This is a genomic window from Microbacterium sp. 70-16 (assembly GCF_001898315.1).
Lineage (GTDB): Bacteria > Actinomycetota > Actinomycetes > Actinomycetales > Microbacteriaceae > Microbacterium.
In genome coordinates this window covers 74,131-87,408 of sequence record NZ_MKTQ01000028.1, presented here as the reverse complement: position 1 = coordinate 87,408, position 13,278 = coordinate 74,131, and the positions used below count along the sequence as shown (strand labels likewise).

General features: G+C 68.8%; 14 protein-coding genes. 13 read left to right on the top strand and 1 reads right to left on the bottom strand.

All coding sequences use genetic code 11. From position 1 onward, the window contains the following. The first annotated feature begins 18 nt into the window (after positions 1–18). The 12 genes from BGO46_RS12550 (at position 19) to BGO46_RS12495 (ending at position 10,559) form a co-directional block, all read left to right on the top strand. Entirely contained in the window at positions 19–2,520 is a 2,502-nt protein-coding gene (locus tag BGO46_RS12550) for a glycoside hydrolase family 3 C-terminal domain-containing protein (RefSeq protein WP_292676923.1), read from the top strand. Then, positions 2,517–3,140 (top strand): hypothetical protein, encoded by a 624-nt coding sequence (locus BGO46_RS12545; RefSeq protein WP_292676660.1) that lies wholly within the window; start codon positions 2,517–2,519, stop codon positions 3,138–3,140. Before BGO46_RS12550 ends, BGO46_RS12545 begins: the two co-directional genes overlap by 4 nt. Further along, positions 3,137–4,174, top strand: coding sequence for a glycosyltransferase family A protein (locus BGO46_RS12540; protein ID WP_292676662.1), 1,038 nt, complete (start codon positions 3,137–3,139; stop codon positions 4,172–4,174). The genes BGO46_RS12545 and BGO46_RS12540 overlap by 4 nt, the downstream gene beginning before the upstream one ends. Positions 4,175–4,187: 13 nt before the next feature. Further along, on the top strand, positions 4,188–4,910 hold the full coding sequence (locus BGO46_RS12535; protein WP_292676664.1) for a LytTR family DNA-binding domain-containing protein: 723 nt from the start codon (positions 4,188–4,190) through the stop codon (positions 4,908–4,910). Continuing rightward, the gene (locus BGO46_RS12530; protein WP_292676666.1) at positions 4,907–6,226 is read left to right on the top strand and encodes a sensor histidine kinase; all 1,320 of its coding nucleotides are present in this window, start codon (positions 4,907–4,909) and stop codon (positions 6,224–6,226) included. The genes BGO46_RS12535 and BGO46_RS12530 overlap by 4 nt, the downstream gene beginning before the upstream one ends. Before the next feature lie 64 nt (positions 6,227–6,290). Further along, a complete protein-coding gene (locus tag BGO46_RS12525) occupies positions 6,291–6,596 on the top strand; it encodes a nucleotidyltransferase domain-containing protein (RefSeq protein ID WP_292897820.1) in 306 nt (101 codons plus the stop codon). Next, positions 6,481–6,936: a HepT-like ribonuclease domain-containing protein gene (locus BGO46_RS12520; protein ID WP_366246835.1), complete on the top strand. Its 456-nt coding sequence runs from the start codon at positions 6,481–6,483 to the stop codon at positions 6,934–6,936. The genes BGO46_RS12525 and BGO46_RS12520 overlap by 116 nt, the downstream gene beginning before the upstream one ends. Before the next feature lie 119 nt (positions 6,937–7,055). After that, positions 7,056–7,667: a hypothetical protein gene (locus BGO46_RS12515; RefSeq protein ID WP_292676671.1), complete on the top strand. Its 612-nt coding sequence runs from the start codon at positions 7,056–7,058 to the stop codon at positions 7,665–7,667. An 83-nt stretch (positions 7,668–7,750) separates the two neighbouring features. Further along, positions 7,751–8,788 (top strand): DUF2804 domain-containing protein, encoded by a 1,038-nt coding sequence (locus BGO46_RS12510; RefSeq protein WP_292676673.1) that lies wholly within the window; start codon positions 7,751–7,753, stop codon positions 8,786–8,788. Positions 8,789–8,818: 30 nt separating this feature from the next. Then, a complete protein-coding gene (locus BGO46_RS12505; RefSeq protein WP_292676675.1) occupies positions 8,819–9,112 on the top strand; it encodes a DUF4287 domain-containing protein in 294 nt (97 codons plus the stop codon). After that, complete coding sequence (locus tag BGO46_RS12500; protein ID WP_292676677.1) at positions 9,109–9,828, top strand: ABC transporter ATP-binding protein; 720 nt, start codon at positions 9,109–9,111, stop codon at positions 9,826–9,828. The genes BGO46_RS12505 and BGO46_RS12500 overlap by 4 nt, the downstream gene beginning before the upstream one ends. Then, positions 9,825–10,559, top strand: a complete 735-nt coding sequence (locus tag BGO46_RS12495; protein ID WP_292676679.1) for an ABC transporter permease — start codon at positions 9,825–9,827, stop codon at positions 10,557–10,559. The genes BGO46_RS12500 and BGO46_RS12495 overlap by 4 nt, the downstream gene beginning before the upstream one ends. A 232-nt stretch (positions 10,560–10,791) precedes the next feature. On the opposite strand, the gene BGO46_RS12490 is transcribed toward BGO46_RS12495, so the two are convergent. Next, entirely contained in the window at positions 10,792–11,220 is a 429-nt protein-coding gene (locus tag BGO46_RS12490; RefSeq protein ID WP_292676681.1) for a MarR family transcriptional regulator, read from the bottom strand. A gap of 61 nt (positions 11,221–11,281) precedes the next feature. Between BGO46_RS12490 and BGO46_RS12485 the strand changes: the two genes are divergently transcribed. Beyond that, positions 11,282–13,183 carry a DUF2207 domain-containing protein gene (locus BGO46_RS12485; RefSeq protein WP_292676683.1) on the top strand — a complete coding sequence of 634 codons (1,902 nt, stop codon included), beginning with the start codon at positions 11,282–11,284 and terminating at the stop codon, positions 13,181–13,183. Positions 13,184–13,278 lie beyond the last annotated feature (95 nt).

The following is a 13,278-nucleotide window of genomic DNA, read 5'->3' as shown; positions in this document are numbered from 1 at the left end:
TACCACAACACCTGGAACATCCGTACCCACGACGTCCGGCGCCCCGCGCCACGACGACATCGAGAGAGATCGATCGTGAAAGACATCGCAACCCTCGTCGGCGAACTCACGCTGCTCGAGAAGGCCGCACTGCTCAGCGGCGCGAATACGTGGCAGACCCGCGAGATCCCGCGGTTCGACATCCCGGCCATCTGGATGTCGGATGGCCCGCACGGCATCCGCAAGCAGGTCGGCTCGGCCGACCACCTCGGGATCAACGGCTCTGAGCCGGCGACGTGCTTCCCGACGGCGGCGACCGTCGCGTGCAGTTGGGATGAAGACCTGGCGACCGAGATCGGCGCGGCTCTGGGTGCCGAGGCATCCGCACAGGGTGTCGGCGTGCTGCTCGGACCGGGCCTGAACATCAAGCGCAGCCCCCTCGGCGGGCGCAACTTCGAGTACTTCTCCGAAGACCCTGAGCTCGCCGGCCGCCTCGCGGCAGCCTACGTGCGCGGCATCCAGAGCGAAGGCGTCGCGGCGACGCCGAAGCACTTCGCCGTCAACAGTCAAGAGCTGCGCCGCATGGTCAGCGACTCGGTGATCGACGAGCGGACGCTGCGCGAGATCTACCTGACGGCGTTCGAGATCGTCGTCCGTGAAGCGCAGCCGTGGGCGATCATGTCGGCGTACAACCTCATCAACGGGACGTACGCCCACGAGAACACGCACCTGCTGACCGAGATCCTGCGTGACGAATGGGGCTTCGACGGCGCGGTCATCAGCGACTGGGGCGGCGGAAACGACGCCGCGGCTGCAGTGGCTGCCGGCGGAACGATCGAGATGCCCTCCCCGGGCTTCGACTCGGCGCGCGCGATCGTCGCCGCCGTCGACGCCGGCACCCTCGACGAGGCAGACCTCGACGCCCGTGTCGCCGAGGTGCTGACCCTCGTGGATCGCGTCCGCCGCATCAGCACGAGCATCGGCGAGATCAACGTCGACGCGCACCACGCCCTCGCTCGCCGCGCGGCCGGCGAGTCGATCGTCCTGCTGCGCAACGAAGATGCGGCGCTGCCCCTGGCATCCGGCACTCGTGTCGCCCTGGTCGGCGACTTCGTGCGCAACCCGCGCTACCAGGGTGCCGGATCCTCCCTCGTGAACCCGACGAGGCTGAGCACGCTCGCCGACGCGGCGGCCGCCTCGAGCCTGGATGTCGTCGGCATCGCCGACGGTTTCCGCCGCGACGGCACCCCTGATGCGGCACTCGTCGCCGAGGCGTCTGCGCTGGCGGCTCGCGCCGACGTCGTCGTGCTGGCGCTCGGCCTGCCCGAGATCGCCGAATCGGAAGGCCTCGATCGCTCGTCGCTCGAGCTCCCCGCGGCCCAGGTCGCCCTGCTGCGCGCCGTGCGCGAAGCCAACCCGAACACGGTCGTCGTCCTCAGCGCCGGCGGCCCCGTCGAGACCGGGCCGTGGCTCGGTGACACCGCCGCGCTCCTGCACGCCTACCTGGGCGGGCAGGCGGGCGCCGAAGCGCTCGTCGACGTGCTCACCGGCGCCGTGAACCCCGGCGGGCGGCTGGCCGAGACCATGCCGAACAGTCTGTCCGACACTCCGGCCGCGGTCTTTCCGAGCCCGGAGCGCACCGCCGAGTACCGCGAGGGACCGTTCGTGGGCTACCGCTACTACCGGACGGCCCAGGTCCCCGTCGCGTTCCCGTTCGGGTTCGGCCTCAGCTACACGAGCTTCGCCCTGACGGCGCTCGAGGTCGGCGACGACGGCGCCAGCGTGACGATCACGAACAGCGGCGACCGCGACGGAGCCGACGTCGTGCAGCTCTACGTCGGACGCGTCGGCGAGAGCGCCGTGCCGCGCGCGGCCACTGAGCTGAAGGGGTACGCGAAGGTCCGCCTTGCCGCGGGCGAGTCGCGCAGGCTGCACCTGCCGTTCACCGAGCGCACCTTCCGCCACTTCGATGTCGCGACCGGAGCCTGGCAGGTCGAGGCGGGTCGCTTCCGCATCACGGTCGGCCGACACAGTGACGACACCACGCTCTGGGCTGAGATCGAGCGCGCCGGCACGGTGCCGGCTCGGGCGCTTCCGCAGGCGCTCGCCGCGTACGAGAGCGCGCAGCTCGATCAGGTGACGGATGCCGCGTTCACCCACCTGCTCGGCAGGCCGGTGCCCTCCGCCGTGTGGGGTGACGGGCCGCTCGGCCTCAACGACTCGATCGATCGCCTCGCGGTCGCACGCAGCCCGCTGGCGCGATTCGCCTTCGGCATCCTCGACGGCCGGCGCCGCAAGGCCGAGGCATCCGGCACACCCGACCTGAACATCCTGTTCATCTTCAACGGACCCTTCCGGGTCATCTCGAAGATGAGCGGCGGCATGGCGACCAGCCGGCTGACCGATGCGGTGCTGACGCTCGTGAACGGGCAGACGCTGCGCGGCCTCGGCCGCGTCGTCGCCGCCTACTTCAGCGGTCGTCGCGCAGAGAAGACCTCGCGGCGCGCCTTCGACGCGGCCGCATCGAACAGGAGTGCATGATGCTCACGGCGATCAAGAAATGGTGGGCCGGGTTCCAGATCTCCCACCCCGAGCTGTCGAAGTTCGGCATGTTCTTCCTGCTGTCCAACGGGGTCACGGTGCTGCAACTGGCGATGATGCCCGCCTCGCGGTGGTTCTTCGACTCGTTCACCGACCTGACCGACGTGAGCTTCCAAGTGCTGCCGATCGGTTCGAACATCGACGGCAGCCAGTACTACATGTTCGACTATGCCGCGGGCCCCCTGCCCGATGGCGGCGGCGGACTGTCGTACTTCCTGGCTGTGCAGCTGACGCTGCTGGTCGCTCAGGTCATCAACTTCTTCCTGCAGCGCAACATCACGTTCAAGTCGAACACCTCGGTGTGGGTGGCGGCGGCCTGGTACGCGGCGGCGTACGTCGTCATCACGTTCATCGCCGCCGCGGCGCAGGGCTTCTACAAGGCCCCGATCTACGATCTGTTCATGAACATCTGGGGATGGGGCGCGACGGGCCAGGTCGTCGCCGACGTGATCACCATGATCATCAACTCGGCCATCTCGTTCTGGGTGTTCTACCCGATCTTCAAGCTCATCTTCCGACAGGTGCCGGAGCAGGCTCCCGTTGAGGCGGGTGCGAAGTGACCGGCCGGCATCCTGTCTTGCTGACCGTCGTCGTCCCCGCGTACAACGCGCAGGACTACCTGGCCCGAGCCCTCGACCCGCTGCGCGACGCGCACGGTGTCGAGGTGCTGGTCATCGACGACGGCTCACAGGATGCCACGGCGCAGATCGCGGATGCCTACGCGCAGGCTCATCCGCACCGGTATCGCGTGATCCACCAGGCCAATGCGGGGCACGGTGGCGCGATCAACGCCGGAATCGCCGCCGCGCGCGGCACCTACCTGAAGGTGCTCGACGCCGATGACTGGCTCGATGGTGACGCGCTCGCCGCGACGCTGGCCCTGCTCACCGAGCTCGATCGATCAGGTGGTGTCGACGCCCTGTTCACGGACTACGTGCACGAGCGGCTCGGCAAATCGACCAAGGCGATGAAGTTCGGCTCGGTGTTCCCCGCCGGCCGCGTGTTCGGCTGGGACGAGGTCGACCGGTTCAGCCGGAGGCAGGTGCTGATGATGCACGCGATCATCTACCGCACCGAGCTGTTGCGTGCCTGCGGTCTGCGCCTGCCCGAGCACACCTTCTATGTCGACAACCTGTTCGTGCTGTTCCCCCTCGGGCACGTGCGGACGATGGCCTACCTGCCGGTGGAGCTCTACCGCTACTTCATCGGGCGCGTCGATCAGTCGATCAACGCGTCGGTCATGGTGCGCCGCGCCGACCAACAGCTGCGCGTGAACCGCCTCGCGCTGGGTGCGCTGCCGGGCGCCGACGCCGTCCGCTCGGGCGTCGTACCGGCGGGTCTGTACGCGACACTGCTGCACTACCTCGAAGCCGTCTGCGCCGTGACCTCGGCGACGCTCGCGCGCGGCGGAACACCCGAGCACCTCGCGGCCCGCGACGACTTCTGGCGTACGGTGCGCGACGAGCACCCCGCGCTGTACACGCGCACCCGGCGTTCGCTGATGGGTGCCAGTGCCAATCTCCCGGGCGAGACGGGCCGGCGGGTGACTTCGCTCGCCTACCATGTTGCACGGCGTGTGGTCGGGTTCAGCTGACGGAGGGAGCCCTGTGATCCGTGTGGGTGTGGTCGAGGATGATCCGCATGCCATCGACCGTGTCCTGTCTCACCTGGACAGGTTCCAGCGCGAGCACGGCGAGCGGTTCCATGTCGCCGCCTTCCGCGACGGTGCCGACATCATCGCGGAGTACCGGCCGGACTGGGACGTCCTGTTCCTTGACATCCAGATGCCCTCGGTCGACGGCATGACCGCCGCGCGGCGCATCCGGCAGGTCGACTCTGAGGTCATCATCGTGTTCATCACCAGCTCGCCGCACTACGCCGTGAGCGGGTACGAGGTCGACGCCCTGAGCTACCTGCTCAAGCCCGTCACCTACGCCTCGTTCGAGCAGGAGATGCGACGCGTCCTGGTGCGCCTGCAGCAGCGCACGCGCCGCGAGCTGCTGTTCACTGCCGTCGACGGCGCCCACCATCGGGTCGCGGTGAGCGACATCCTGTACATCGAGAGCATCAAGCACCGCATTGAGGTGCACACCCTCGACGCCGACTATGGGGTCGCCTCGACCATCAAGGCGATGGAGGCCGAGCTCGAAGGCGACGGGTTCCTGCGTTGCAACAGCGGCCTGCTCGTGAACCTGCGGCACGTCACCGGTACCGAGGCCAACGACTGTCGCGTGCGCGGCGGCACGAGACTGCCGATCAGCCGCGCGCGCAAGAAGGAGTTCCTCTCCGCTCTCGCGGCGCACATCGGAGCGCGAGGAATCTCGGCGTGAACGACGCCGTCGACATCGCCACGGACATCCCGCGACATCTCACCGCGGTCGCCGAGTGGGGCGCGTGCCTCGTCTACATCGTCATCGCGCGGCGGCGCTTCGGCGTCATCGGCACGATTCTCCTCGCCGTTGCGGGGCTCGGTGCCCTCTTGGCGACGCAGGCATGGGCCGGGTCTCTGCCCCTGTCGCTGTGGATCCCCGGCATGCTCGCCGCCGCTGCCGTCATGTTCGGTCTGCTGCTGGCGTCGCTCGAGGCCACCGCCGTCGGCGCTGGGTACGTGGCCGCGCGCGCGTTCGTGCTGGCCGAGCTGACGGCATCCCTCTATTGGCAACTCGATCGGTTCTATGCCGCCGACCTCGAGCCGCTTCTGCAGACCCTGCTGTGGCTGAGCATGTACGCCGTCGTGTTCGCGTTCGCGTGGTGGATCGAGCGCACCACCTTCGGCCGGGGTCAACAGCTGCGCGTCGGTGGACGGGAGCTCACCGGGGCGATCGCGATCACCGTCGCGACCTTCGCCATCTCGAACCTGAGCTTCATCAGTGCGAACACTCCGTTCAGCAGTCGGTTCGGCACGGAGATCTTCTACATCCGCACACTCGTCGATCTCGCCGGGTTCATCGCGCTCTACGTGCAGCACCGTGTGCACAACGAGGCGGTCATGCGGCGGGATGCCGATGCGATGCAGCACCTGCTGCGCAGTCAGCACGAGCAGTACGAGCTGACGCGGCGCTCGATCGACGAGGTCAACCGCAAGTATCACGACATGAAGCACCACCTCGACGCGCTGCGTGCCGAGCAGGATGCCACGGCGCGTGGCCGCATGGTCGACGAACTCGAGGACTCGATCCGCGGGTATGGCGCTGTCGTACACACCGGCAACCACGTGCTCGACGCGGTGCTGACGGCGAAGCGCGCCTACGCCGCGGAACACGACGTGCAGGTGTCGTACGTCGCCGACGGGGCGCTGCTGGAGTTTCTGCGGCCACTCGATCTCACCGCCATCGTCGGCAACGCGATCGACAATGCGGTCGAGGCGGCTTCGCGTCTGCCCAGCCGCGATGCGCGGCTCGTGCGCCTGGCGCTGTTCGCGCAGGACGACTTCGTGATGCTGCGCGTCGAGAACACATTCGACGGCACGGTGGACCGCGAGGGAGAGCGGATCGTCTCGCGCAAGCGCGGCGAAGGCCACGGGTACGGTCTGCGCAACATCGAGACAGCCACCACGGCGTACGGCGGCACCGTCTCGATCGACGCCGGCGGCGAGTGGTTCTCGTTACGGCTGCTGTTCCCACGCGGCGCGCGCCGGGCGGGGTAGGCGGCCGGAGTTCGGTGGCGTTCACGGCATGGCCCGATCGTGCCTCGTCTGGGAGACTGAGTCCATGGCTACCGCCGCGCCGATGGACACCGAAGCGATCGCTCGCGTGAGCGAACGATTCGGCGTGCGCAGGCTTCGCGTCTTCGGGTCTGTCCTGACCGATCAGTTTGACCCCGAGCGCAGCGATATCGACTTCCTCGTCGACTTCCACCCGGACCGCGACGATCGGCTCGATGACTACCTCGGGCTCAAGGATGCGCTCGCCGAGATCGTCGGGCGAGATGTCGATCTGGTGGTCGCCGACGCCGTGCGGAACCCCTTCTTCAAGAAGTCCGTGCTCGAAAGCGCACAGGACGTGTATGCGGCCTGAGAGTGCCAAGCTGCTCTGGGACGCGAGCGCGGCAGGAAACGCCGTACGCGAGTTCACAGACGGGGTGACCAAGGAACGGTTCTTCGCGGAGCTGCTCCTGCGTTCCGCGGTTGAGCGTCAGCTGGAAATCCTCGGAGAAGCGCTCGTTCGTTTGCGACGCGACGACCCTCATCTCGCAGACCGGATCTCCGATCTGCGCAAGATCATCGGAATGCGCAACATCCTCGCGCATGAGTATGGCGATATCGATTATGAGACGGTGTGGGTGGTCGTCGCGAAGTACATCGAGCCACTTATTGCGGAACTCGACCGGTTGCTGTCGGAAGCCGACCCGGCGTAGCGAGGGCTTGGCCGGCGTAGCCTGGTTGAAATCACGCTGCGGCGACCGTTCAGCGGGGGAAAGCGACCGGTTGCGCAATCGATGCCTGTGCGCGGCGGCGGTGCTGATGTCGTAGGGAGATGACCTCTCGCATCGCCCAGCGCTGGGCGGCCTTCGAACTGGCCCGTCCGACGCTGGCGCAACTGGTCGTGTTCGCCGGACTCAACGTCGGGATCACGGTGCTGCAACTCGTGATGATGCCCGTGTTCAAGTGGGTCTTCGGGATGACCGACCTCGTCGACGTCGGGTTCCAGGCACTTCCCGTCGGGGCGGACTACTTCATCTTCGACTATGCGGCGGGAGCCCTGCCGGCCGGCGGCGGTGGCCTCGCCTACTTCCTGGCGGTTCAGATCACGCTGGCTTTCGCTCAGGTCATCAACTTCTTCGCACAGCGCAACATCACGTTCAAGTCCAACACCAACCCGTGGTGGGCGGCGCTCTGGTACACCCTCGCGTACGTCGTCATCACGTTCGGCGCGGCAGCGCTGCAGGGGTTCTACAAGGCGCCCGTCTACGAGTTGCTGATCACAAGCTGGGGCATGGGCCCCGCTGGTGAAGCGATCGCCGATGTCGTGACGATGCTGATCAACGCCCTGATCTCGTGCGCCGTGTTCTTCCCCATCTTCAAGCTCATCTTCCGCCGCACGGCAGACGCCGATCAGGAGAGGGCGCCCCTGCAGCTCGCCGCGTGAGGGCGCAAGCGAGCGCAACCCCCACCCCGGCGGCACACCGCTAGGATCGATCCACCCGATTCGGTCCGTCAGCAAGGATGCCGATGCCCGCCCGATCCGCCCTGCCCGTTCCGCCTGCGCGCGAGCGAGAGCTCACTGAGCCTGTCGCGCTCGTGCTGCCCGGTGGAGCCTTGAATCCCGACGCGGTCGGGTTCGCGCGGACGCCCCTGGTCGACACGTCCGGCATCGGCGGACGGCACGGGTGGGGGCGCAACAAGCGCTGGGAGTACTGGAACGTCATCACGCCGACGCACATCGTCGCGCTGACCGTCTCTTCGCTCGATTACGCCGCCGTGCACGAAGTGTGGGTGTTCGACCGTGCGACCGAACGTTCCTGGGGTCGCAGCGCGACGGTCCTCCCGTCACACGACGTCGAGCTGCCGGGGGCGCTCGGCGGCGGCATCGCGATCGCCCGCGCGAAGGGGCTCGCCGCGACCGTGACCCCCGCCGCCGGCGGGCAGGTGTGGCGGCTGCACGCCGAGATGGCGGATGCCTCGTTCGACATCACCGTCACGCGTCCCGCAGATCACGACCTGCTCGCCGTCGTCGTGCCGTGGTCGCATCGCCGGTTCCAGTACACGGTGAAGGATGTCGCGCTGCCGGCATCCGGCACCATCGCGATCGAGGGGCGTAGGCACGCCGTGCGCGCGGGCGCGTGGGCCGTGCTCGACCACGGACGCGGCCGCTGGCCGTACGACATCGCGTGGAACTGGGGCGCCGGATCGGGCGTGCTGGCCGACGGGCGGAGCCTCGGCATCCAGGTCGGTGGACGCTGGACCGACGGCACCGGCATGACCGAGAACGCCGTGATCGCAGGTGGCGTCCTGCACAAGATCTCGGTGCCGGTCGCCTGGAACTACGACCTCGCCGACGTCATGCGGCCGTGGCGCGTGACCGGCGGTGGCCTCGACGCGACGTTCACCCCGTTCTACGACAAGAGGTCGAGGACGAACCTCGGATTCGTCGCCTCGCGCACCGACCAGTGCTTCGGTGCGTGGTCAGGCACGTTCGAGACGGCGGACGAGACGATCGCGTTCGAGGGCATCGAGGGCTTCGCCGAAGACGTACACAACCGCTGGTGAGGTGTCGGCGCCCAGGCCTAGGCTGAGCGCATGTCCTTCCAGGCGTACCTCGACAACATCGAGGACAAGACCGGCCTCACTCCGCGCGAGTTCATCGAGAAGGCGAGCGAACGCGGCTTCGGCCCGGGCACGAAGGCCGGCGAGATCGTGTCGTGGCTGAGCGAGGACTACGGCCTCGGGCGAGGCCACGCCATGGCGCTCGTGCACGTGATCACGAAGGGCCCGAAGATCGACGCGAAGCACGTCGGCACCGGCACGACGCACAGCGATGCCTCCGACACGCTGTGGCTCGACGGCAAGGCATCCAACCCGGCCCGAGTATGAAAGCGCCAGCGGTCGAGGTGTGCGGCCTGCAGGTGCGCCGCGGGCGCACGACCGTGTTCGACGGGCTCGACGTCACGATCGCGGCGGGCGCGATCACGCGGCTGCTCGGTCCGTCGGGGTGTGGCAAGACGACGCTCATGCGCTCGATCGTCGGCGTGCAGAAGACGGCGGGCGGCACCGTGACGGTGCTCGGCGAGCCGGCCGGCAGCGCCCAGCTGCGCCATCTTGTCGCGTACGACACCCAAGCGGCATCCGTCTACCCCGACCTGACCGTGCGGCAGAACCTGCGCTACTTCGCGGGCGTCGTCGGTGCCCCGCGCGGCGACATCGACCGTGTCATCGGGCAGGTGAGTCTGCAGGGGCAGGCCGACCAGCTGGTGTCGTCGCTGTCGGGCGGGCAGGAGAACCGCGTCTCGCTCGCGGTCGCGATGCTCGGCTCACCCGAGCTGATCATCCTCGACGAGCCCACCGTAGGCCTTGATCCGGTGCTGCGCGAAGAACTGTGGAAGGTGTTCCGCACCCTCGCGGAAGGCGGCGCGACGCTGCTCGTGTCGAGCCACGTCATGGACGAGGCGCTGCGCTGCGACCGGCTGCTGCTCATGCGCGCCGGAAAGCTCATCGCCGACACGACGCCCGACGGGCTGCTGGCCGAGACCGGCACGAGCGATCCGGATGCCGCGTTCCTCACCCTCATCGAACGGGAGGCCGCGGCATGAGGCCCGCCCGCACGCTCGCGACGGCCGGCCGGGTGCTGCGTCAGCTCAGCCACGACCCGCGCTCGATCGCACTCATGCTCGTCGCGCCGAGCCTGCTCGTCGGGCTGTTCGCGTGGCTGTTCAGCGACCAGACGGGCGTGTTCGACCAGTTCGGCGGATCGATCCTGGCGCTGTTTCCGTTCGTCGTGATGTTCCTCATCACGTCGATCACGACGCTGCGCGAGCGACGCAGCGGCACGCTCGAGCGCCTCATGACGACCCCGCTGGGCAAAGCCGACTTCATCTTCGGATACGCGCTCGCCTTCGGCGCCGTCGCCGTCTTGCAGGCCGTCGTCACGGTCGCGTTCGCCGTGTACGTCTGCGGGCTGACCGTCGACGGTCCGCTGTGGCAACTCGCGCTCGTGGCCGTGGTCGACGCGATCCTCGGCACGGCGCTGGGGCTGCTCGCGAGCGCGTTCGCGCGCACCGAGTTCCAGGCCGTGCAGTTCATGCCCGTGCTGGTGTTCCCGCAGATGATCCTCGGCGGGCTGTTCATGCCGCGCGACCAGATGCCGGATGTCCTCTACGCGATCAGCGACTGGCTGCCACTCAGCCACGCGATCGACGCCGTCACCGCGGTGTCGGCGGGCGAGAGCGGCAGTGATCTGTGGGCGCCGGTGCTCATCGTCACGGCGTTCGCGCTGGGCTCGCTCGGCCTCGCCGCGCTGACCCTGCGCCGGCGTACGGCCTGACGGGCGGGCCGCCCACGTCGGGCCGACGCACCAGTTTGGGGTCGCTTGTGGTCGCCTCGCGGGGCGGGATGCGACAGCACGCGACCCCAAACCCTGGGGGATGCGACACCACTCGACCCGATACCGGGGTGAGGATGCCTCAGACGTGGCGACGCACCAGTTTGGGGTCGCTTGTGGTCGCTTCGCGGGGCGGGACGCGACACCACGCGACCCCAAACCGGGGTGGGGATGCCTAGGCGCGGCGGAGCTTCGTCGTCAGGTCGTGCAGCTGCGCGAGCTCGTCGTCGCTGAGCACCGACATCCGCTCGGCGATCGACCGGCCGTGCGCCGTCGCGATGCGGCGGAACGCGGCCAGGCCCGCGTCGGTCGCGCGCACGATCGCGCCGCGGCCGTCCTGAGGGTCGGGGCACTTGGAGATGAGCCCGCGCGTGACCATGCGGTCGACCAGGCGCGAGACGCTCGGCTGGCTGATCAGCATGTTCGCGGTCACGTCGCGCAACCGCGCCGCGTGCTCGTCGCCGCGCGTGACCGTCAGCAGCACGTCGTACTCGGCCTGCGTGAGGTCGTCGTCGCAGAAGTCGCTGCTGACCTCGCGGAACACCTCGTGCTGCGCGCGGAAGAGACTCTCCCAGGCGGCCACGGCGAGGCGACGATCGGTCATGGCGTCAACTGTAGTGCGGCTGGCACGCCGCGGCGTCGGCGGCCGGTCCTAAGGTGGGGGCATGAGCCGAACTCGGACCTCGACGACTCTCATCGCGCTGCTGGCCGGACTGCTCGGGGCATTCGCGCTCGCCCTCCCCGCCGCCGCGCAGACGACAACCGCGACGACAACCGCGGCAGCCCAGACCGCAACACAGGCGACAACCTCGACCGCGGCCCAGACAGAGAACCGCGTCACCGTACTGAGTGCCGTCCCCGCCTCCGTCGACGACTTCACCTTCGACGCGTTCGACGCCGACTACACCCTGACCCGCGACGATGACGGCACGAGCCACCTGCGGGTCGTCGAGACCCTCGTCGCGGTCTTTCCCGAGTTCGACCAGAACCGGGGCATCCGCCGCATGATCCCCGACACCTACAACGGGCAGCCGCTGCACGCACACCTGGTGTCGATCACCGACGAGAACGGCACCCCGCGGGCATCCGAGATCGAAGACGTCGACGGCGCGTTCTCTGTCGTCTCGCGGGCCGACGGGTACGTGCACGGGCAGCAGACCTACGTCATCACCTACACGCTCGAGAACGTCACGTGGGACTTCCCCGACACGGGCCTCGAGTTCTATTGGGACGTAAACGGCGTCGACTGGTCACAGCACTTCGGGTCGGTGACCGCCCGCTTGCACGTCGGCGCCGACCTCGCCGCGAGCCTGACGGGAAGCATGTCGTGCTACCAGGGATATCAAGGGGCGACGGATGCCTGCGACTCGATCACGCAGCAGGCCGATGCCGGCGGTGGCACCGTCATCACCGCCGAGGCCGGCGCGCTCGAGCCGAACCAGACGCTGTCGATGGCGGTTGGGTTCGAATCCGGCGCCTTCACCCCGTTCGACACGTCGTACCTCGCGACGCCGCTCGGCTGGCTCCAGGCCGTCGCGGGACTCGGCGCGCTCGGCGCCGGCGCCCTCGCGATCCGCGCGCGCCGCAAGCCCCTTGCCGATGAGCCGGGGCGGCCGACGATCATCGCAGAGTACGAGCCGCCACGCGTCGTCGACGCGCTCGAGAGTTCGGTGCTGCTGGGGCGCCCGAACAAGGGCATCCCGGCAGAGGTGCTCGAGCAGGCCGTCGTCGGTTCGCTGCGCATCATCGAGGGTCCTCGCACGTGGATGGGCAAGGCGAAGCTGACCGCGGAACTCGTCGATCCGTCGCGTGCCGACGGTGACGGGCGGATGCTGCTGCAGGGGCTGTTCCCGTCGGGTCGGCCTGGCGAGCAGTACGAGTTCGGGCGGCAGGACACGCGGCTGTCGTCGGTCGCGCAGCGGATCCTGTCGGCGGCGGGACGCGAACTCGTCACGCGCGGGTTGCGCAGACCCGTCCCGGCAGGTACGCGGGCGTGGCCGATCGCGCTCGGTGTGGGCGCGGGAGTGCTCGCCTTCCTGCTCGGCATCGCGATCATCGATGGTGGCTCAGCCGCGCTGTGGCCGGTGATCGTGATAGTGCTGTGCGCGGTCGTGCTGATCGTCGTGTTCGGGCTCGTCGGGCGGCGGCCGCTCACGGCGCTCGGCGCCGAGACGCGCGATCACCTCAAGGGACTTGAGCAGTTCATCGCGTGGGCCGAGGCCGATCGCATCCGCATGCTGCAGTCGCCGTCGGGCGCCGAGCGCGCGCCGATCGACGTGAACGACCCGCGCCAGAAGCTCGTGCTGTACGAGAAGCTGCTGCCGTATGCCGTCGTGTTCGGGCAGGAGAAGGAGTGGTCGCGCCAACTCGCCGTCCTCTATACGGCGGTGGGGGCATCCGGCCCGTACTGGTACTACGGCACCGGGTCATTCGACGCGTCGTCGTTCTCGGCGGGCATCGGGTCGTTGTCGGCCTCGGCGTCCTCGTCGTCGTCGACCTCGGGCGGTTCGAGCGGCGGCGGGTCGGCCGGTGGCGGTGGCGGCGGGGGAGGAGGCGGCGGGGTGTGACACCCCGCCGGACGGTGCGAGTCTCGCGGGGCGTCCGGGCCACCCCACCGAGACACAGAGCGGGGCCCCGGCTGCTCACTGCCGGGGCCCCGCTG